This is a genomic window from Streptomyces longisporoflavus (genome assembly GCF_014649775.1).
In the GTDB taxonomy this organism is placed as follows: Bacteria; Actinomycetota; Actinomycetes; order Streptomycetales; family Streptomycetaceae; genus Streptomyces; species Streptomyces longisporoflavus.
Window position 1 is genome coordinate 36,927 of record NZ_BMTR01000015.1, and the last position, 18,718, is coordinate 55,644.

The 18,718-nt window shown below is 71.5% G+C and carries 19 protein-coding genes; 9 read left to right on the forward strand and 10 right to left on the reverse strand.

What is annotated here, in order from left to right:
* The first annotated feature begins 149 nt into the window (after positions 1 to 149).
* From IE226_RS28035 to IE226_RS28045, 3 genes are all read left to right on the forward strand, one after another.
* Positions 150 to 1,760: an ABC transporter substrate-binding protein gene (locus tag IE226_RS28035; protein WP_373307052.1), complete on the forward strand. Its 1,611-nt coding sequence runs from the start codon at positions 150 to 152 to the stop codon at positions 1,758 to 1,760.
* Positions 1,761 to 1,925: 165 nt separating this feature from the next.
* Positions 1,926 to 2,609 carry a uracil-DNA glycosylase gene (ung, locus tag IE226_RS28040; RefSeq protein WP_190084189.1) on the forward strand — a complete coding sequence of 228 codons (684 nt, stop codon included), beginning with the start codon at positions 1,926 to 1,928 and terminating at the stop codon, positions 2,607 to 2,609.
* Between the two features lie 216 nt (positions 2,610 to 2,825).
* On the forward strand, positions 2,826 to 3,314 hold the full coding sequence (locus tag IE226_RS28045; RefSeq protein WP_190084190.1) for a tetratricopeptide repeat protein: 489 nt from the start codon (positions 2,826 to 2,828) through the stop codon (positions 3,312 to 3,314).
* Between the two features lie 77 nt (positions 3,315 to 3,391).
* On the opposite strand, the gene IE226_RS28050 is transcribed toward IE226_RS28045, so the two are convergent.
* Together IE226_RS28050 and IE226_RS28055 are read right to left on the reverse strand one after the other, a co-directional pair.
* The gene (locus IE226_RS28050; RefSeq protein WP_190084191.1) at positions 3,392 to 3,847 is read right to left on the reverse strand and encodes a hypothetical protein; all 456 of its coding nucleotides are present in this window, start codon (positions 3,845 to 3,847) and stop codon (positions 3,392 to 3,394) included.
* A 276-nt stretch (positions 3,848 to 4,123) separates the two neighbouring features.
* A complete protein-coding gene (locus tag IE226_RS28055) occupies positions 4,124 to 4,738 on the reverse strand; it encodes a TetR/AcrR family transcriptional regulator (protein WP_190084192.1) in 615 nt (204 codons plus the stop codon).
* Positions 4,739 to 4,827: 89 nt separating this feature from the next.
* Here IE226_RS28055 and IE226_RS28060 point away from each other — a divergent pair, with 89 nt between their 5' ends.
* The gene (locus IE226_RS28060) at positions 4,828 to 6,036 is read left to right on the forward strand and encodes an FAD-dependent monooxygenase (protein ID WP_190084193.1); all 1,209 of its coding nucleotides are present in this window, start codon (positions 4,828 to 4,830) and stop codon (positions 6,034 to 6,036) included.
* A 47-nt stretch (positions 6,037 to 6,083) separates the two neighbouring features.
* Complete coding sequence (locus IE226_RS28065) at positions 6,084 to 7,007, forward strand: Gfo/Idh/MocA family protein (RefSeq protein ID WP_190084368.1); 924 nt, start codon at positions 6,084 to 6,086, stop codon at positions 7,005 to 7,007.
* Here IE226_RS28065 and lnt read toward each other — a convergent pair.
* The 3 genes from lnt to IE226_RS28080 all read right to left on the reverse strand — a co-directional run bounded on the left by lnt (position 6,913) and on the right by IE226_RS28080 (position 9,783).
* The gene (lnt, locus tag IE226_RS28070) at positions 6,913 to 8,613 is read right to left on the reverse strand and encodes an apolipoprotein N-acyltransferase (RefSeq protein ID WP_190084194.1); all 1,701 of its coding nucleotides are present in this window, start codon (positions 8,611 to 8,613) and stop codon (positions 6,913 to 6,915) included. The genes IE226_RS28065 and lnt overlap by 95 nt on opposite strands.
* Positions 8,614 to 8,702: 89 nt before the next feature.
* Positions 8,703 to 9,239 (reverse strand): nuclear transport factor 2 family protein, encoded by a 537-nt coding sequence (locus IE226_RS28075; RefSeq protein WP_190084195.1) that lies wholly within the window; start codon positions 9,237 to 9,239, stop codon positions 8,703 to 8,705.
* A gap of 364 nt (positions 9,240 to 9,603) precedes the next feature.
* Positions 9,604 to 9,783, reverse strand: a complete 180-nt coding sequence (locus IE226_RS28080) for a hypothetical protein (RefSeq protein ID WP_190084196.1) — start codon at positions 9,781 to 9,783, stop codon at positions 9,604 to 9,606.
* A gap of 258 nt (positions 9,784 to 10,041) precedes the next feature.
* On the opposite strand from IE226_RS28080, the gene IE226_RS28085 reads away from it, so the two are divergent.
* On the forward strand, positions 10,042 to 10,890 hold the full coding sequence (locus IE226_RS28085) for a mechanosensitive ion channel family protein (protein ID WP_190084197.1): 849 nt from the start codon (positions 10,042 to 10,044) through the stop codon (positions 10,888 to 10,890).
* A 12-nt stretch (positions 10,891 to 10,902) separates the two neighbouring features.
* On the opposite strand, the gene IE226_RS28090 is transcribed toward IE226_RS28085, so the two are convergent.
* The 3 genes from IE226_RS28090 to IE226_RS28100 all read right to left on the reverse strand — a co-directional run bounded on the left by IE226_RS28090 (position 10,903) and on the right by IE226_RS28100 (position 13,042).
* The gene (locus tag IE226_RS28090; RefSeq protein ID WP_190084198.1) at positions 10,903 to 11,217 is read right to left on the reverse strand and encodes a DUF6401 family natural product biosynthesis protein; all 315 of its coding nucleotides are present in this window, start codon (positions 11,215 to 11,217) and stop codon (positions 10,903 to 10,905) included.
* A gap of 83 nt (positions 11,218 to 11,300) precedes the next feature.
* On the reverse strand, positions 11,301 to 12,173 hold the full coding sequence (locus IE226_RS28095) for an undecaprenyl-diphosphate phosphatase (protein ID WP_190084199.1): 873 nt from the start codon (positions 12,171 to 12,173) through the stop codon (positions 11,301 to 11,303).
* A 164-nt stretch (positions 12,174 to 12,337) separates the two neighbouring features.
* Complete coding sequence (locus IE226_RS28100; protein ID WP_190084200.1) at positions 12,338 to 13,042, reverse strand: TVP38/TMEM64 family protein; 705 nt, start codon at positions 13,040 to 13,042, stop codon at positions 12,338 to 12,340.
* Between the two features lie 49 nt (positions 13,043 to 13,091).
* Between IE226_RS28100 and IE226_RS28105 the strand changes: the two genes are divergently transcribed.
* The 3 genes from IE226_RS28105 (at position 13,092) to IE226_RS28115 (ending at position 16,205) form a co-directional block, all read left to right on the forward strand.
* Entirely contained in the window at positions 13,092 to 13,790 is a 699-nt protein-coding gene (locus tag IE226_RS28105) for a DNA alkylation repair protein (protein WP_190084201.1), read from the forward strand.
* A gap of 319 nt (positions 13,791 to 14,109) precedes the next feature.
* Positions 14,110 to 15,279 (forward strand): elongation factor Tu, encoded by a 1,170-nt coding sequence (tuf, locus tag IE226_RS28110; protein WP_190084202.1) that lies wholly within the window; start codon positions 14,110 to 14,112, stop codon positions 15,277 to 15,279.
* A 134-nt stretch (positions 15,280 to 15,413) separates the two neighbouring features.
* Entirely contained in the window at positions 15,414 to 16,205 is a 792-nt protein-coding gene (locus tag IE226_RS28115; protein WP_229871594.1) for a spermidine synthase, read from the forward strand.
* Here the strand turns inward: IE226_RS28115 and IE226_RS28120 are convergent.
* A complete protein-coding gene (locus IE226_RS28120) occupies positions 16,167 to 17,528 on the reverse strand; it encodes an MFS transporter (protein ID WP_229871595.1) in 1,362 nt (453 codons plus the stop codon). The two genes, IE226_RS28115 and IE226_RS28120, sit on opposite strands and share 39 nt — an antisense overlap.
* 68 nt (positions 17,529 to 17,596) lie before the next feature.
* The gene (locus tag IE226_RS28125) at positions 17,597 to 18,634 is read right to left on the reverse strand and encodes a DUF8017 domain-containing protein (RefSeq protein WP_190084205.1); all 1,038 of its coding nucleotides are present in this window, start codon (positions 18,632 to 18,634) and stop codon (positions 17,597 to 17,599) included.
* Positions 18,635 to 18,718 lie beyond the last annotated feature (84 nt).

An 18,718-nucleotide genomic window follows, 5' to 3' on the forward strand; every position in this document is an offset into this window, starting at 1 on the left:
CCTCGGATACGCCCCTCAAAAGGGACGTACACCCGCATGAAGTGCCCCGTCGGCGCCGCGAGTTGGCTCGGCGGGGCATTGCGGTAGGGTCTGCCGACCCATGGCATGGCCGATCGAGGAGCGTGCGCGTGTTCAGTGAAGTTCGTCTGGTGGCGGCGGCGGGTCTGCGTGGCCTGGCCGGGCTGCCTCGCCGGGGCCTGCGGCCGGCCGCGGCGCTGGTGTCCGTCTCCCTCATCTCGGGATGTGGCGTCCTTTCGTCGGATGATTCCGACGAGGAGCAGCAGATCACCGTCGGCACGATGAGTGCTCCCAGTACTCTCGATCCGGCGGCCGCCTGGGACAGCTCCTGGGAGCTGTACCGAAACGTCTTCCAGACGCTCCTGAGCTTCCCCAGCGGGGCGGCCGAGCCCGAGCCGGACGCGGCCGAGTCCTGCAAGTTCACCGACGAGTCGAACCAGGTCTTCACCTGTGAGCTGCGGGAGGACCTCAAGTTCTCCGACGGCCACGAGCTGGACGCGCGGGCGGTCAAGTACACCTTCGACCGGATGCGGCGCATCGACGTGAAGGGCGGCCCCGCGGGGCTGCTCGGATCGCTCGACTCGATCGCGACCAAGGGTGAGCGGACGGTCACGTTCCGCCTCAAGAAGCCGGACGCCACCTTCCCGTTCGTGCTCTCCACGCCCGCCATGTCGATCGTCGACCCCCGTGAGTACCCGGCGGACAAGCTCCGCGAGGGCACCTCGATCGCCGGCTCGGGGCCCTACTCCCTGAAGTCGTACAAGGCCGGTGAGCGGGCGGAGCTGGTCAAGAACACCCACTACAAGGGCGCGGCCGAGCGCAAGAACGACGCCGTCACCATCCGCTACTTCAACAAGTCGTCCGCCATGGTGGAGGCCCTGCGCGACAAGCAGATCGATGTCACCTTCCGCGGGCTCGCGTCCGGGGACGTCGTCGACATGCAGGCCAACAAGAACGCGCGCGAGGGCATCCAGCTCGTCGAGGGCTCCGGCACCGAGATCCGTTACCTGGTGTTCAACCCGGACGACCCCTGGGCCGGGAAGAAGCAGGTCCGGCAGGCCGTCGCCCAGGTCATCGACCGCCCGGCCATCGCCCACAAGATCTACCAGGACACGGTCGAGCCGCTGTACTCGATGGTCCCCCAGGGGCTCACCGGGCACGGCACCGGCTTCTTCGACGACTACGGAGACCCCAGTGCCGCCAAGGCCGCCGACATCCTGAAGGGCGCCGGCATCAACCAGCCGGTGCCGCTCACCCTCTGGTACACCACCGACCGCTACGGCTCGGCGACCGAGGGCGAGTTCAAGGAGATCAAGCGGCAGCTCGAGGCATCGGGTCTCTTCAAGATCACGATCAAGGGCCGTCCCTGGACCGAGTTCGACGCGGGCACCAAGAAGCGCGAGTACCCGGTCTTCGGCCGTGGCTGGTTCCCCGACTTCCCCGACGCGGAGAACTTCATCGCGCCGTTCATCGGCGAGAAGAACGTGCTCAACACGCCCTATCCGTCGCGGGAGATCACCGACGAGGTGCTGCCGCGCTCCCGCCGTGAGGCCGACCGCGGAGCGGTGGCCGACGACTTCGAGCAGGCCCAGAAGGTCCTCGTCGACGACGCCAGGCTGCTGCCGCTGTGGCAGGGCAAGCAGTACATCATGGCGAGCGAGGAGATCGCGGGCGGCGAACGTGCCCTCGACCCCTCGGCGATCATGATGATGTGGGAGCTGGAGCGCAAGACCAGCTGGTAGCGCAGGACCAGCTGGTAGCGCGAGACCAGCTGGTGGCGCGAGGCCGGTCGGCAGCACGAGGCCGACCGGCGGCGGGGGAGCGCGGGCAGAGGGGCCGGGACGGATTGTCAGTGGCCGCCGGTAGGTTCAGTGGTGAGAAGTGACCGCACACCGGAGGTTGTTGACGTGACCGACATCGCCATGCTGCCCGCGTCCTGGCGCGGAGTCCTCGGCGAGGAGCTGCAGAAGCCCTACTTCAAGGAGCTCACCGAGTTCGTCGAGGCAGAGCGGGCAAAGGGGCCCGTCTACCCTCCGCGTGACGAGGTGTTCGCCGCGCTCGACGCGACTCCGTACGACCAGGTCAAGGTGCTCGTCCTCGGCCAGGACCCGTATCACGGCGAGGGGCAGGGGCACGGCCTCTGCTTCTCCGTGCGGCCCGGCGTGAAGACCCCGCCCTCGCTGCGCAACATCTACAAGGAGATGAAGGAAGAGCTCGGCCACCCGGTGCCGGACAACGGCTATCTGATGCCGTGGGCCCGGCAGGGCGTCCTGCTCCTGAACGCGGTGCTCACCGTCCGCGCGGGAGAGGCCAACTCCCACAAGGCCAAGGGCTGGGAGAAGTTCACGGACGCGGTGATCCGTGCCGTGGCCGAGCGCCCCGACCCCGCCGTCTTCGTCCTGTGGGGCAATTACGCCCAGAAGAAGCTCCCGCTCATCGACGAGGAGCGGCACGCGGTCGTGAAGGGCGCGCACCCCTCGCCGCTCTCCGCGAAGAGGTTCTTCGGCTCGCGTCCCTTCACGCAGATCGACGAGGCCGTGGCGGCGCAGGGACACGAGCCGATCGACTGGCGCATCCCGGACCTGGGCTGAGCCCGGCGGAGCGCGCCGGTGCGGTCGTCCCGTGACGGCTGCGCCGTGCCGGCCCGGATCGTCGTCGCACCGTCACCGGGCTGGCCCAGCGGCACGCGCGTGCGCCTCGCGGCCGTTCGCGCCTGACTGTGATTGTCGGTGGGTGCGGCTAGCGTCGAGAGCGGTGGGCACGTTGGGCACGTTGGGCACGTTGGGCTTACGAGTGTGGAGGACCCGGTGGCGGAGCAGCAGGAGCAGGCGGCGGAAGACGCCATGATGACCCGGATCGGGCAGGCGGTCATGCTGCACCACGGGGGTGACCGCGAGGAGGCCCGGGGCCGCTTCCTCGGCCTGTGGTCGGAGATCGGCGAGGAGGGCGACCCGCTGCACCGCTGCACGCTCGCGCACTACATGGCGGACACGCAGGAGGACCCGTCGGACGAACTGGCGTGGGACTTGCGGGCGTTGTCGGCGGCGGACGAGCTCACGGACGAGCGCCTGCACGAGCATCACGACTCGATCGCGGTCCGCGGCTTCTACCCCTCCCTGCACCTGAACCTCGCCGCGGACTACGCGAAGCTGGACCGCCCCGAGGCGGCCCGCAACCACCTCCGGCGAGCACGTGAGGTGGTCGGGGCGCTGGGGGACGACGGGTACGGGGACGGGGTCCGGGCGGCCATCGGGCGCCTGGAGCTGCAGCTGGGGGAGGGCAGCGAGGTGGAGTGAGGCAGGGGCCGGGGCTGGGGCTGGTCGCAGAGGGCGGGGCGGCGCGGGTGGCGGGGGTTCAGGGCTGTGCGGGCGGGTCAATGACCGTAGGCGTCCTGGCAGATGACGGCCTCGGGGCTGCCGGGCTGCCAGCCGCCGTACTGCTTGCCGAGGGCGCAGGGGTCCGTACTCGTGGGTGCGGCCGTGGGGAGCGCCGGTGATTCGGCGGCCACGGGCCGGTGGCCGCGGCGCTGCGGGGGCGGGGTCGAGCGCTGCGGGGGTCTCGCCGTGCGGGACGGCGCGGCGGGGATGCTCGGCGCGGTGCCGGTGGCGCGGGGTGCCGGGTCACGGGGCGGTCCGATGAGTTCGAGCGCCTCGCGGGCGGGGGCTTCCACGACGCGCGGGCGGGAATGGCCGTCGGGGCGGGGTGCCGGGGGTGGGGCGCTCGCGACGGTCGGCCCCGTCGCGGGCTGCCGCTCGACGCTCACACAGCCGGAGAGGGCGGTGACCGCCACGGAGGCCAGGAGCGTGGCGGTGGTCGTGGTTCGGTGCATTCGCGCAACTCTGCGGGTTACGGGGCCCTTCCGGCGAGGGAATGGGCGGAAGTTGGCCCGCATGGCTTAGTGGGTTCGCCTCTGGCCGGCGGGGGGAGCGGGGGCTGGTTGGGGTCGGTCCGGGGTGGGTTGTTCTCTGCGGGCCTCGGGGATTTCCGCCGCTCCGCGGCGAGGTTTTCCCGCCCGCCCACCCGTTACTCCGCGTCCAGCATGTGGGTGTCTGTGAGGCAGTCGGGGCTTTTCGCCGCTTCGCGGTGAGCTCTTCCCGCCCGCCCGTTACTCCGCGTCCAGCATCCCCCGTAGTAGGTCGCCGACATTGCGCCGCAGGGCCTTCTCGTCCGGGGGCGGTGTGCGGGGGGAGCCCGCTGCGCAGGAGAAGAGGAGGCCCTCGCACCATGCCACCAGGGACAGCGCGTGCCGCTCGGGGTCCGGTGAGCCCAGGGTGCGCATCAGGGCCACCAGCGGCTCCCTGAAGCGGGCTCCCGCCGCGTCGTAGTAGGCGCGCAGCTCCGGCCTGCGGGTTGCCTCCAGGGCCAGTTCGTAGCGGGCGATCAGGAGTGTGCGGTGATCGCCCGTGAGGTAGCGGTGCAGGGCCAGGGCGAGCGCGGTGATCACGGGCTCGCGGTCCTCCCCGCCGGCGCCCGTGAGGCCGCGCAGCTCGGCGGGGGCGAGCACCGCGCCCTCGCGTTCCGCCAGCCTGGCCACCGCCGCCTCGAGGAGGGCGAGCCGGGTGCGCGCGTGATTGGACGTCGAGCCCTGCGGGAGCCCCGCCGCCTCGTCCACGGCCCGGTGCGTCAGCCCCCGCATGCCGCGCTCGGCGAGCAGGGAGAGTGCCGCGTCGGCGATCAGTTCGCTGCGGGGCGGACCCGCGCTGAGCTTGCGTACGGACATGGGGCCCACCCTACCGGCAACCACTACAGGTGTAGTACGGTCGGTGGCGCAGTCACTACAGATGTAGTGAACGAGCCCGAGGAGGAGTCATGGCGCAGCCCCCCAAGCCCCACGCCGTCGTCATCGGTGGCGGTATCGGCGGACTCACCTCCGCCATCGCCCTGCACCTCTCCGGCTGGCGCGTCACCGTCCTGGAGCGGGCGGCGACGCTGGAACCCGTCGGCTCCGGCATCGGACTCGCCCCCAACTCCCAGCGCGCACTGGACGTCCTCGGCCTCGGCGACCGGGTCCGCTCCCGCGCGGCCCTGGAGGGAGACGGCGGGATGCGCGCCCAGAACGGACGCTGGCTCGTCCGGCTGAGCGCCTCGGCGGCCGCGTCGGAGTTCGGCGGCTCGCTCGTGCTCCTGCACCGCGCGAACCTCGTCGACCTGCTCGTCTCCGCGCTGCCCGCCGACGCCCTGCGCACCGGGGCACGGGCCGAGCTCGCCGACCCGGGAGCGGCCGACCGCAGGGCCGTTGTCCGTACCGAAGGCGGGGACATCGAGGCGGACCTCGTGATCGGCGCCGACGGCATCAACTCAGCCGTGCGCTCGGCCCTCTTCCCGGCACACCCGCAGCCGACGTACGCCGGATTCACGGCCTGGCGCATCGTCGTCCCCGCGCCCGACCGCCCCTTCGAACCCCACGAGACCTGGGGACGCGGCGGAGTCTGGGGCACCCACCCGCTCAAGGACGGCAGGATCTACGCGTACGCCACCGCCACCGTCCCCGCGGGCGGGCACAGCCCCGACGGGGAGAAGGCCGAGCTGGCACGCCGCTTCGCCGACTGGCACGACCCCATCCCCGCGATCATCGCCGCCGCACGCCCCGAGGACATCCTGCGCAATGACGTGCGCCACATGAGCACGCCCCTCACGCACTACCACCGGGGGCGGGTCGCGCTCGTCGGCGACGCCGCGCACGCCATGGCGCCCACCCTGGCCCAGGGCGGCAACCAGGCCATCGAGGACGCCGTCGTCCTGGCCCACCACGTGGACCCGGCGAACGACCTGGCCGCCGGGCTCGCCGGCTACAGCGCGGCACGCGTGCCGCGCACGACGGCGATCGTCCGGCAGGCGGCGCGCGCGGCCCGCATGAACCACCTGACGAACGGCCCCCTCATCGCCGTACGCAACGAACTCATCGCGGCGGCGGCACGTCTCGGCCCGAACCTCATCCTGCGAAGCTTCGCCTCCATCGCCGACTGGCGCCCGCCGCAGCAGCCGTATGCTGCGGGAACACAAGTCGCACAGCGGTAGAACACAGCGGTGGAACACGGCGGCGGCAGAGCAGACAGGGGACAGTGGTGAAGGTCGGCTGCATCGGACTCGGTGACATCGCACAGAAGGCGTATCTGCCCGTGCTCACCACCCTGCCGGGGGTCGAGCTGCACCTGCAGACGCGCACGCCCGCGACCCTCGCCCGCGTCGCGGGCGTCCACCACATCCCCGAGGAGCGCTGCCACACCGACCTCGACTCGCTGCTCGCCCGGGGAATCGACGCCGCCTTCGTGCACGCCTCGACCGCCGCCCACCCGGAGATCGTGACGCGGCTGCTCGAAGCGGGCGTCGCCACCTACGTCGACAAGCCTCTGGCGTACGAGTTCGCCGACTCGGAGCGGCTCGTACGCCTCGCCGAGGAACGCGCGACGAGCCTCGCCGTCGGCTTCAACCGCCGCTTCGCACCCGGTTACGCCCAGTGCGTCGAGCACCCGCGCGAGCTGATCCTGATGCAGAAGAACCGCGTCGGACTGCCCGAGGACGTGCGCACGCTCGTCCTCGACGACTTCATCCACGTCGTGGACACGCTGCGTTTCCTGGCGCCGGGACCGATCGACCACGTCGGCGTGCGCGCCCGCATGCACGACGGGCTCATGGAGCACGTCGTGCTGCAACTCGCGGGGGACGGATTCACCGCGCTCGGCGTGATGAACCGGCTGAGCGGCTCCGCCGAGGAGATCCTGGAGGTCTCCGGCCAGGACACCAAGCGGCAGGTGGTCAATCTCGCCGAGGTCATCGACCACAAGGGCCAGCCCAGCGTGCGGCGGCGCGGCGACTGGGTGCCGGTGGCCAGGCAGCGCGGCATCGAGCAGGTGGTGCACGCCTTCCTCGACGCCGTGCGCGCGGGCAAGGTGCTCAGCGCCCGGGACGCGTTGGCGACCCATGAGCTGTGCGAGCACGTGGTCCGTGCGGCTCAGGAGCAGCAGGCCCGGGAGCAGCGGACCGGCTGAGCCGCGCCTTCGCGGGACGGCGCAGGACGCGCACGCCCTCGGCCGCGCACAGCACCGCGAGCACGGCGAGGGCCGCGTGCACGGGCCAGTCGCCGAGACGCACGTAGGGCGTGACGCCCTCGGCCAGCGGAATGTCGTACGTCGCCGCCGTGCTCGCCGATGTGCCGAGCGGCTCACCGACCCGCTCGCCGTCCGCGTCGTACACGGCGGAGACGCCGGTGAGCGTGGCGTGCACCATGGGGCGGCCGGTCTCGGCAGCCCGCAGCGCCGCCAGCGAGGCGTGCTGTTCGGGCGCCCAACTGGACTGGAACGACGAGGTGGAGGACTGCGCGAGCAGCAACTGGGCTCCCTCGCGCGTCAGATGGCGGCTCATGTCGGGGAACGCCGACTCGAAGCAGACCAGCGGACCGACCTTCAGGCCGCCCTCGACCTCCATGACGACCGGATGCTCACCGCGTCTGCGGTCCTCGCCCGCCGCCTTGCCCACGGACGTCGCCCAGCCGAGGAGCGAGCGGGCAGGGATGTACTCGCCGAAGGGGACGAGCCGCATTTTGTCGTAGCGGTCGCCGGTCGGGCCCCCGGGGCCCACCAGGACCGAGCTCTTGAAGATGCCGGGCTTGTCGGAGCGGCGCGCGTCCACGTTCACCAGGATGTCGGCGCCGACCTCACGGGACAGTCCGGCTATCCGCCGCGCGACGTCGGGGCGCTCCGCGAGGTCGTATCCGACGCTGCTCTCGCCCCAGACGACCAGGTCCGGATCCCGCCCGGCGAGGCCACGGGTCAGCGCCTCCTCGCGCGCCAGCCGCTTGCCGGCGCTGCCTGCCCCGTCGATGACACCGGGCTGTACGACGGCCACGCGCATCCGGCCCGCGGGCTCGGGACGCGGCGCCCATGCCCAGGCGGAGGCGGCCACGGCGGCCACGGCCACGAGCCCGGCGGTGGCGGGGACCGCCAGGGCGGCGGACGGGCGTGAGGTCTGCGACGAGCGTGCGGTCGCCGCCCGCAGGAGTACCGCGATGCCGGTGTTCAGCATGACGATCAGGGCGCTGACCAGCCACACCCCGCCGATCGACACGAGGCGCAGAGCGGGCTCGACCTGCCACTGACTGGAACCGAGCAGCCCCCAGGGCCCGCCCAACCCCTCCCAGGACCTGACCAATTCGACCAGCAGCCAGCCGGAGGGCAGGACGACCAGCGCGGCGGCGGTCCGTCCGGGCGACGCTGCCCCGCCCAGGAGCCGCCGCACGAGCCAGCCCCACGGCGCCCACAACAGGCCGAGCAGCGCCGCTATCAGGAGCGTGAAGACATGCAGACTCGGAAGGAGCCAATGGTGCACCGCCACCATGAACCCGAGCCCGCCGAGCCAGCCGTCGAGCGCCGCCCGGCGCCCGGTGTCCGCCGAGCGCGCGAGCAGGATCCAGGGCACGAGCGCGACGTACGCGAACCACCACAGCGACGGAGCGGGAAAGGCGAGGGCGGGCAGCGCTCCGGCGGCGACCGCCAGAGCGGCGCGGCCATAGGGCGAGGCGAGCAGCCCTGCCCCCTTCGCCGGGGCGGCCGGAAGGCGTGGCCGCCGTCCGCCCCGTTCGTCGCTGAGTCGATCCATGCAGCGCCTCCCTCGGCCCCGACGCCCGGTCGTCCGTCCAGTGTGCGCGCCCCGGACGATCTAGGACAGGGCCCCCGCCGTGCGTTTTCTCAGCCGGAGCTGTGGTTCCGGGACGGCTCCCGCACGCGGCGCCACTTCTCCTGCACCGTCACCTGGCGCAGCCGCCAGCCCTGGTCCGTACGCAGCGCCGTGAAGGCGTAGCGTCCGCCGCAGATGAAGTCCGGAGCCGTAGATTCCGCGCCGCCTCCGCCACCTCCTCCGCCGCTGGTGTCCTCGCCCCCGCCCGCGCCCGCACGCGACGCGAAACGCATCGGGTTCACGTAGTCGGCCTGCACCTGCGCGACGTCGTCGATGTCCTGGTCGAGCGTCCCGAACCGCAGCCTCCTGTTGACGATCAGGTGCTGGCGCATCGGGAAGAGCTCCATCGTCCCGGCGAGCCAGCCGGCCACCTCGGCGGCGCTCGCGTCGATGCCGCCCGCCGAGCTGTAGTCGGCGCGCCCGTCGGGGGTGAAGAGCCGCTGGTAGGCGTCCCAGTCGCCGTCGTCGACGGTCACTGCGTACTCGGTGATGAGGGAGTCGATGGCCAACCGGTCCATCACGGCGGCGAGTTCCACGCGCTGCGTCATCGGGTCAGTGTTGGGCACGAGGGGTGACGAACCAAGAGGCGTGCAGGAACGTGCCGCAAAGGATACGGGGGAGCGGCCCCGCAAGTTGCGCACGGCGAGGGTCGCATCGTGGCCAACTGCCATACGATGCCGATGAGTTGACAAGCCGAGCGGCCGCTCACAGGGGCGGGCGCACCCCCGAGCTGGAGGCCCGGTGAAGAACGAGCAGCGCATCGCGGCGTACAAGCGGCAGGGCAACCGCCGGGAGCTCACGGGGCGGCAGAAGCGCCGCCTGGCGAAGAAGGCGTCCCAGGGCAAGGGCTGACGCGGCAGCGGCAGCCGTCGGGACGCGGCGAGCGCCCCGGGGCGCCGGGGGAGACGCCGGTCAGGCCGCCCTCACGATCTCCTCGCGCACGGCGGCCGCCCACTCCGTCACCAGGTGTTCGTACTCACGGCGCTGTTCGGCCGAGAGACGGCCGCCCGTGCGCATCCACAGGCCGCGGATCCGCTCGTTCAGTTCCGCGGCAGACCGCGCGGAACCAGGGGGCTGAGGGTTTAAGGGCATGCGGTCAAGCCTAGGGGATGGCTACGACAATCGGAACTGTCAGCTACCGCGCGGATCCTCCACGTGAGCATTCGCACAGCGACGACGGCCCCGATGTGCCCGTCGCGCCCGTCACCCGGACGGCCCATCAGCGCGCCGTGCCGGGCCGTGGCTCCTGATATCCAGGGTGAAGGGACGCGCCGGAAGCCGCGCGCCGTGGGGGATTCGTCGCCCTGACGCCATACCGGCGTCCGGGGCCCATCGAGTGGAGGGCCACTCATGTCCCAGCAGTACATAAGTCTCTCCGTGGACTTCACCCAAGGCCTCAACGACGCCTGGTCGAAGGTCGCTACGTTCGTGCCGAAACTCATCGGCTTCCTGGTCGTCCTGGCCATCGGCTGGTTCGTGTCGAAGATGATCGCCAAGGTCCTCGACCGGGTGCTGCGCAAGGTCGGCTCCGAGAAGCTCGCCGAGCGGGCGGGCGCGTCCCGGATGCTCGCGAACTCCAAGTACGACATGACGGGGATCGTCTGCAAGGTCGTGTACTACGCCCTGCTCCTGATCACCCTGCAGCTCGGCTTCGGTGTGTTCGGCGCGAACCCGGTCTCCGACATGCTCAACAGCATCGTCGGCTGGATCCCGCGCGGCATCGTCGCCATCGTCCTGATGGTCGTCGCCATGGCGGTGGCCAATCTCGTCCGCGACATCGTCACCAACGCGCTGTCCTCGATGTCGTACGGCAAGACCCTCGGCACGATCGCCTGGGCCTTCATCGTCGTGCTCGGCGTGATCGCGGCCCTCGGGCAGGCGGGCATCGCCACGACGGTCACCCAGCCCGTCCTGTACGCGGCCCTCGCGGCCGGTGCGGGCATCCTCGTCGTCGGTGTCGGCGGTGGTCTCATCGGCCCGATGCGGCAGCGCTGGGAGCGCTGGCTGAACACGGCCGAGCAGGAGACGGCCAAGGCGCGCGGCAGCGTCGGCGCCTACCAGGCGGGTCGGCAGGACGCGATGACCAACCAGCCGGTGCAGGAGCGTACGCGCGGCGCGATGGGCGGCACGGGCAGCCACCTGCGCGACGACGACACGGGCAACGACATGCGTGGCGGCGGCTTGCGCGACGACATGTGACGCCCGCGGGCCTCAGGACCCGGAGGCCTCCGGCACCAGGTCGTGCCGCCTCACCAGCCAGGAGATGGCGGTGAGGCGGCACACCGCGTAGTCGTGGCCGACCGGCTCCCGCCACCCGTTCTCGGCCAGGCCGTCGAGGAACCCCAGGGCGTAGTCGGCGAGGAGTTCGGGGTCCGGAGCCGGCGGTACGAGCTCCGCCCCGCGCATCTCCAGGCGCTCGCGAACCTCGGCGACGTGCTGGTCCACGGCAGCCGTGAACCCGGGCTCGAAGGCGAACTCGGCGAAGCGCGGCGCGTACGAGGCGCTGATGCGGGCGAGGGGCGACATTCCCACACCGTAAGCCGGGCCAAACCTCGTCAAGAGGGTCTTTCGGCATGCCTTTGGTCACAAGGGACGGCCGCAGCCGGGGCTCAGCCCGCCGACTCTCCCGCGTGCGGGCTCAGCACACCCATCCCGACCAGCACGAACAGCACGATGCCGAGCACGATCCGGTAGTACACGAAGGGCATGAAGCTCTTGGTCGTGATGAACTTCATGAACCACGCGATGACCGCGTAGCCGACGATGAAGGCAATGATCGTCGCGAAGATCGTCGGGCCCCAGGACACATGTCCCTCGCCCGCGTCCTTGAGCTCGAAGACGCCGGACGCGAGGACGGCCGGGATCGCGAGCAGGAACGAATAGCGGGCCGCGGCCTCGCGGGTGTAGCCCATGAGCAGGCCGCCGCTGATCGTGGCGCCGGAGCGCGAGACGCCGGGAATCAGGGCCATCGCCTGGCAGAAGCCGAAGATCAGACCGTCCCGGACACCCAGTTCCTTGAGGCTTTTGCGCTCCTTGACGGCGCGGTGCTTGCCGCCCGTCTCGTCGCGGGCCGCGAGACGGTCGGCGATGCCGAGGACGATGCCCATCACGATCAGAGTCGTGGCGATGAGCCGCAGATCGCGGAACGGGCCCTCGATCTGGTCCTTGAAGGTGACGCCGAGCACGCCGATCGGGATCGAGCCGACGATGACGAGCCAGCCCATCTGCGCGTCGTGGTCCGAGCGCGGCACCTTGCCGAGGAGGGAACCGAACCAGGCGGAGATGATCCGCGCGATGTCCTTGCGGAAGTAGATCAGCACGGCGGCCTCGGTGCCGATCTGGGTGATCGCGGTGAACGCGGCCCCCGGATCGTGCCAGCCCGCGAACGCCGCGGTCAGCCGCAGATGCGCGCTGGACGAGATCGGGAGGAACTCGGTCAGTCCCTGGACGAGCCCGAGGATGAAGGATTCAAGCCAAGACATGGAAACTGCGCCGTCCAAGTACGGATCATGGGCTGCGGGTGCGGTCATGTGCGGGACACGGAAGACATGCGGGCGAGGGGTGATCACTCCCCTGCCGTGGGGCAGCGTAGCGCCACAAAGTTACGAGATCGCCGACAGGCCCGCCGCCCGCGAGCGGCCGACGGTCAGCGGCCCCGCATGTGGTGGCGCTTGCACCACGCCACCACCGCGCCCGCGAGACCCGTCACCGCGATGAAACCCATCGCGACGAGGAAAGCGGGAGAGGTCGGCGTCGACGCGCGGGCACCCGCGACGACGTACGCGGCGGTGTTCGGGATCGACCCCAGGCCGGTGGCGAGCAGGAACGGCAGCCACCCCATGCGGGACACCGCCGCACAGTAGTTGGCGGCCGCGAACGGCACGCCCGGGAACAGCCGGGCCGCCAGCATCGACCGGAAGCCGTGCCTGCTCAGCTGCCCGTCGGCCGCCTTCAGCCAGCGCCCCCGCAGCAGCGGACGCAGCGCGTCCTGCCCCAGCATCCGCCCGAGCCCGAAGGCTGTTCCGGCGCCGAGGACCGTGCCCGCGAGCGCGGCGGCGAGCCCCGCCTGCGAACCGAACAGGGCGCCCGCGGCCAGGTTGAGGAGCGGGCGCGGCACGAACGCGGTGGTGCACAGGCCGTACGCGACGGCGAACACCATCACGGCGGCGGCGCCGCCGAGTTGGCGAAGCCCTCCGTCGGAAAGGAGCCGCTGTGGCTCGAAGAGCAGTACGCACGTTCCGGCGGCCGCGAGCAGCATGAGCAGCAGAGACAGCCGCGACCACGGCGAGAGAAGCGCCTTGGTGCAGCGCACGGCGAAGCCCCGGGGACGGGCGGCGGCGGTGTCGGGCATCCGGGGAGACTAACCGACAAATGTGTGTGATCGCCGTATGGTGCGTCTCATGAGCGTCACAGTCCCGCGCAGCGCCGTGGCGGACGTCGTCATGGAACGGCTCACCACGACGTACCCCCGGGCGGCCGATCCGGAGCGGGCCGCGCAGGCCATGGCGTACATGAAGAACGTCGCCCCCTTTCTGGGCCTGCCCTCGCCGCTGCGCCGCCAGTTGTCCCGCGAAGTCCTCGCCAGTACCCCGCGCCCCGACGAGGCGGACTGCACGGCGATCGCCCTGCGCTGCTGGCGATTGCCGGAACGCGAGTACGCGTACTTCGCCGTCGATTACCTGCGTCGGCACATGCGGCACTGCTCGTCCGGCTTCCTGCCGATCGCCCGTCACCTCGTCACGACGGTGCCCTGGTGGGACACGGTCGACGCCCTCGCCGCGCATGTCGTGGGAGGTCTGGTCGCCGCCGAGCCCGGGCTCCGGACCGAGATGGACGCCTGGATCGGGGACGAGGACATGTGGGTGGCCCGCACCGCCCTCCTCCACCAGCTGCGGTACAAGGACGCCACCGACGCCGAGCGCCTCTTCGCCTACTGCCTGCGCCAGTCGGGCCACCCCGACTTCTTCGTCCGCAAGGCCATCGGCTGGTGTCTGCGCGAGTACGCCAAGACCGATCCGGACGCGGTACGCGACTTCGTCGAGCGGGAGCGCGGACGCCTCTCGCCCCTCTCGGTGCGCGAGGCACTGAAGAACCTCTGAGCACACCGGATTTCACGGGCCACTCCCGCGCTCACCCCGGCGAAAACCATTCGACGTACCCCTGCCCGTCGGCAATGATCTGCGGCATGTTCCGGTACGCCTTTCACGCAGACACGCCCGCAGTCGCGGGCGTCGCGAAGGCTGCCGTCCTCCTCTGCGCCGCATTCCCCGTCGACGGCGCCCGACGCTGACCCTCCCCGGACACTCCGGCGGACCCCATAGGGGGAGGGTCGGTCCGGCCCCGGGGTCCCCGTCCCGAGCGCGCACGCGATGACGTGCGCGCGGGACTTCAGCTTCGAGTTCCGGAGAAGGAACCGCCATGTCCAAGACGGCATACGTCCGCACCAAGCCGCACCTCAACATCGGCACGATGGGCCACGTCGACCACGGCAAGACCACCCTGACGGCCGCCATCACCAAGGTCCTCAGCGAGCGCGGCACCGGCGCGTTCGTGCCCTTCGACCGCATCGACCGCGCCCCCGAGGAGGCGCAGCGCGGCATCACCATCAACATCGCGCACGTCGAGTACGAGACCGACACCCGTCACTACGCCCACGTGGACATGCCGGGCCACGCCGACTACGTCAAGAACATGGTCACCGGCGCCGCGCAGCTCGACGGAGCGATCCTCGTCGTCTCCGCGCTGGAGGGGATCATGCCGCAGACCGCCGAACACGTCCTGCTCGCCCGGCAGGTCGGCGTCGACCACATCGTCGTCGCGCTCAACAAGGCCGACGCCGGTGACGAGGAGCTCACGGACCTCGTCGAGCTCGAGGTGCGCGAACTGCTCTCCGCGCACGGGTACGGGGGCGACACCGTCCCGGTCGTACGGGTCTCGGGGCTGAAGGCGCTGGAGGGCGACCCGCGGTGGGCCGCCGCCATCGAGGCGCTGCTCGACGCGGTGGACACCTATGTGCCCATGCCCGAGCGGTATGTCGACGCGCCCTTTCTGCTTCCGGTGGAGAACGTGCTCACCATCACCGGACGCGGGACCGTCGTCACCGGGGCCGTCGAGCGCGGCACGGTGCGGGTCGGCGACCGGGTGGAGGTGTTCGGAGCGGAGACGGAGACCGTCGTCACCGGTCTGGAGACCTTCGGCAAGCCCATGGAGTCCGCGCAGGCCGGCGACAACGTGGCGCTGCTGTTGCGCGGGGTGCCACGCGACGCCGTACGGCGCGGGCATGTCGTCGCTGAGCCGGGGAGCGTCAGTCCGAGCCGCCGCTTCACCGCGCAGGTGTACGTCCTCTCGACCAAGGAGGGCGGCCGGTCGACGCCCATCGCGACCGGCTACCGGCCGCAGTTCTACCTCCGCACCGCGGACGTCGTCGGCGACGTCGACCTCGGTGCGGCCGCCGTCGCCCGGCCCGGCGACACCGTCACCGTGACGGTCGAGCTCGGCCGTGCCATGCCGCTGGAGACGGGGCTCGGCTTCGCGATCCGCGAGGGCGGGCGCACCGTCGGCGCGGGCACGGTGACCGAGGTCGGCTGACGGCCGCGATGCCCGCCCGACTCGGGGGACCCACCCCCGAGCCGGGCGGGCACAATGGAGCGGTGACTGAGGACGAACAACCGGACGAGGCGATAGCCGTCATCAAGGACGTCGACCACGGCACCGCCAAGCTGATGCCGGACGTGGACCGGCCCCGCGCCTGGCTGCTGACGGTCGACGGGGCGCCCCAGTCGTACGTCGATCTGGACGCGCCCACCCACCTGGAGTTCGAGTACGCGCAACGGCTCGCCCACGTCCTCGACACCTCGGACGACCCCGAGCGCCCCTTGGACGTGATCCACCTCGGCGGCGGCGCGCTCACCCTGCCCCGCTATGTCGCCGCCACCCGGCCCGGCTCCCGGCAGGACGTGGTGGAGGCGGACCGCGGGCTCCTCGACCTGGTCACCGAACGGCTGCCGTTGCCCGCGGACTGCGGGATCACCGTGCACGGCGCGGACGCCCGGCAGTGGCTCGAAGCGGCGGCGCCCGACAGCGCCGATGTCCTGGTCGCCGACGTGTTCGGCGGCTCGCGGGTGCCCGCCCATCTGACCTCGGCGGCCTACGCGCGCGCCGCGGAGCGTGTCCTGCGCGCGGGCGGGATCTACGCGGCGAACCTCGCCGACGGGGCGCCCTTCGGCTTCCTGCGCTCTCAGCTCGCCACCTTCGCCGAGGTGTTCGGGCAGGTCGCGCTGATCGCCGAGCCGACCGTGCTGCGCGGGCGGCGCTTCGGCAACGCGGTGCTCGTCGCCTCGCACGACGCGATCGAGGTCGAGGCTCTCGCCCGACGTGCGGCGGCCGACGTCTTCCCGGCGCGTGTCGAGTACGGTGCGGCGCTGCGCCTGTTCATCGGTGACGCGCGGCCGGTGCGGGACGAGGACGCGGTGGCGTCACCCGAGCCGCCCGACGGGGCCTTCGGCATCGGCTGAGGCCGCGGGTGTGACCGCGGGTGTGACCGGGGGCGTGACCGGGGGCGTGACCGGGAGAGCGTCCGCCCGGGCGGTGTCCCCGGTGATCTCCTTCGACGCGGTGCGCCGCGTCAGATTGCGCACGTCGGGGACGAGCAGCACGAGCGCCGTCACCACGACCACCAGGACCGCGCAGCCCCACAGCGAGGCCGAACGCCCGAAGGCGAGCTCCGCGGGACCCGCGAGGGCCGTGGCGAGCGGGACCATCGCGATCGAGCCGAACCAGTCGTACGCGGCGACCCGCGACAGTTTCTCCTCGGGTATCTCCTGATGCATCGTCGTCATCCAGGAGACGCCGAACACCTCGATCGCGACGCCGCTGACGAACATCACCGCGGCCAGACCCCACACCGGCAACGGCACCGCGAGCGCTGCCGACGGCGCGGCGAGCGGGAAGACGCACAGGGTGCCCGCGAGCAGCAGCCGCCGCGGCTTCCAGCGCATCATCAAAAACGCGCCGCCGACCGTGCCCGCGCCGAACGCGCCGAGGGCCAGACCCCACGGTCCCGCGCCCCCCAGTTCGTCCCGCGCGACCAGTGGCCCGAAGACCGCCTCGGCCGCGCCGACCACCGCGACCACCACCGAGAACTGCGCGACGATCGCCCACAGCCACGGCCGGCCGATGAACTCCCGCCAGCCGTCCCGCAGATCGGAGAGCAGCCCGCCGCCCGGCTTGCGTGCCGGTATATGGCTTACGTCCAGGAACGACCGCAGTGCTCCGGCCACCGCGAACGCCGCCGCGTCCACGGCGAGTACCCATCCGGGGCCGATCGCGGCGACCAGCAGACCGCCGAGCGCCGCCCCGCCGAGCCCCGCACCCTGCATCGCCATGCGGTAGAGCGCGAAGGCGCGCCGCGCCTGTTCGCCGCTGACGGTCGAAAGGAGCATGCCCTCGGCGGCCGGGCCGAAGAACGCCTGACCGGTGCCGCCGAGCGCGGTGAGCAGCATCATCGACCACAGCGGGGGCGTGCCGGAGATGACGAGCACCGCGAAGACGGCCTGCGAGGCGCAGTTGAGCGCGTTGGCCGCGACCATCACGTGGTGGCGCGGCAGCCGGTCGGCGACGGCGCCGCCGATGAGCAGGAACAGCACGAGCGGCAGCGTGCGCGCGGCGGCCACCAGACCCACGTCCCCGCCGTCACCGCCGGAGTCGAGCACGGCGAACGCCGCCGCGATCAGGGCACCGGCACTGCCCAGATTGGTCACGACCGCGGCGGCGGTCAGCAGGCTGTAGTTGCGGCCTGCCCAGGAGGGACGGCGCACGGCGGCGGGAGTGGTCACCAGGGGACTATCGCCGCCGCGACACCGACTTGCCAAACCGATTCTTCATGGGGCAGGACCCCGTCAGCGGCTCAGGATTCCTCGGGGTCGCCGTGCAGCCGCACCGTGCTGAGGATCTTCTTCACGGTCGCGTCGGGGATCTCGTCCTTGACGCCCTTGGCGCCGTAGAGCGACCACGCGACGTACTCACCGTCGGCGTTCTTGAACGCGAACGTCGTGGCCTTGCCGTCCGAGTCGCACTTGTCCTCCTTGACGACTCCGGACGTCGTGGAGGTGGCGACGCTGCCCTTGACGCCCGACGTGGTGGTGTACGACTCCACCTTGCCGATCTTGATCCTCTTCTTGTCGGCCTTCTTCTGGCCCGTGTACCCGCCGAAGACCCACCACGCGGAGTCGTTGCGCGCGACGTCCTTGGTGTTCTTGGCGCCGTTCTGGCCCTTCGTGCCGACCGCGCCGAGGGCGGTGTCGTCCTTCGTGCCGTCCTTGTCGTCGTCCGAGGAGCACCACTTGGACTTGTAGTGCGCGGGCGCGGACATGCCGATGAGCACGCTGCCGTCACCCTTCTCTTCGTCCTCGAAGCCGATGAAGGTGTCCGGGGTGTCGACCTCCCAGTCGGCCGGGACGTCGAAGGCGGTGCCCCACTTGGGGTTCACCACGACCTGCCAGCCCTTGATCGTCGCCTTCGGGCCCTTGCCCGTACCGCGCTCGGTGCCGCCTTCGTCGGTCTCGGTGGGGCTTGGCTTCGAGGAGGCGGACTTGGCCGGGGACTTCCCCGGCTTGCCGTTCGCCTCGTCGTCCTTGTCGCCGCCGAGCACCAGGAACCCCGTGACACCGGCGGCCGCCAGGACGGCGAGCGCCGCGACGATCGCGGTGATCTTCGTCTTGTTTCCGTCCCCGCCCCCGCCGCCCTGCTGGGGCGGCACCGGCGGCGGAGTGGGCGCGGCCCACTGCGGCTGCTCCGGCTGCGAGTAGACACCCGGCTGCGGTTGCTGCTGGTACCCCGGCTGCTGGTACGGGTTCGGCTGCTGGTACCCCGGCTGCTGGTACGGATTGGGATTCTGGTCCTGCGGGTTCTGCTCGCCCCCGGGCGGCTGCTGTCCTGGCCACATGGGCAGTAACCATAGAGGGGCTCGTGGCCTGATGTCATCGCCGGCCCCGCGGGGACAGCGGCACATCGGTTCACAAGCCCCACC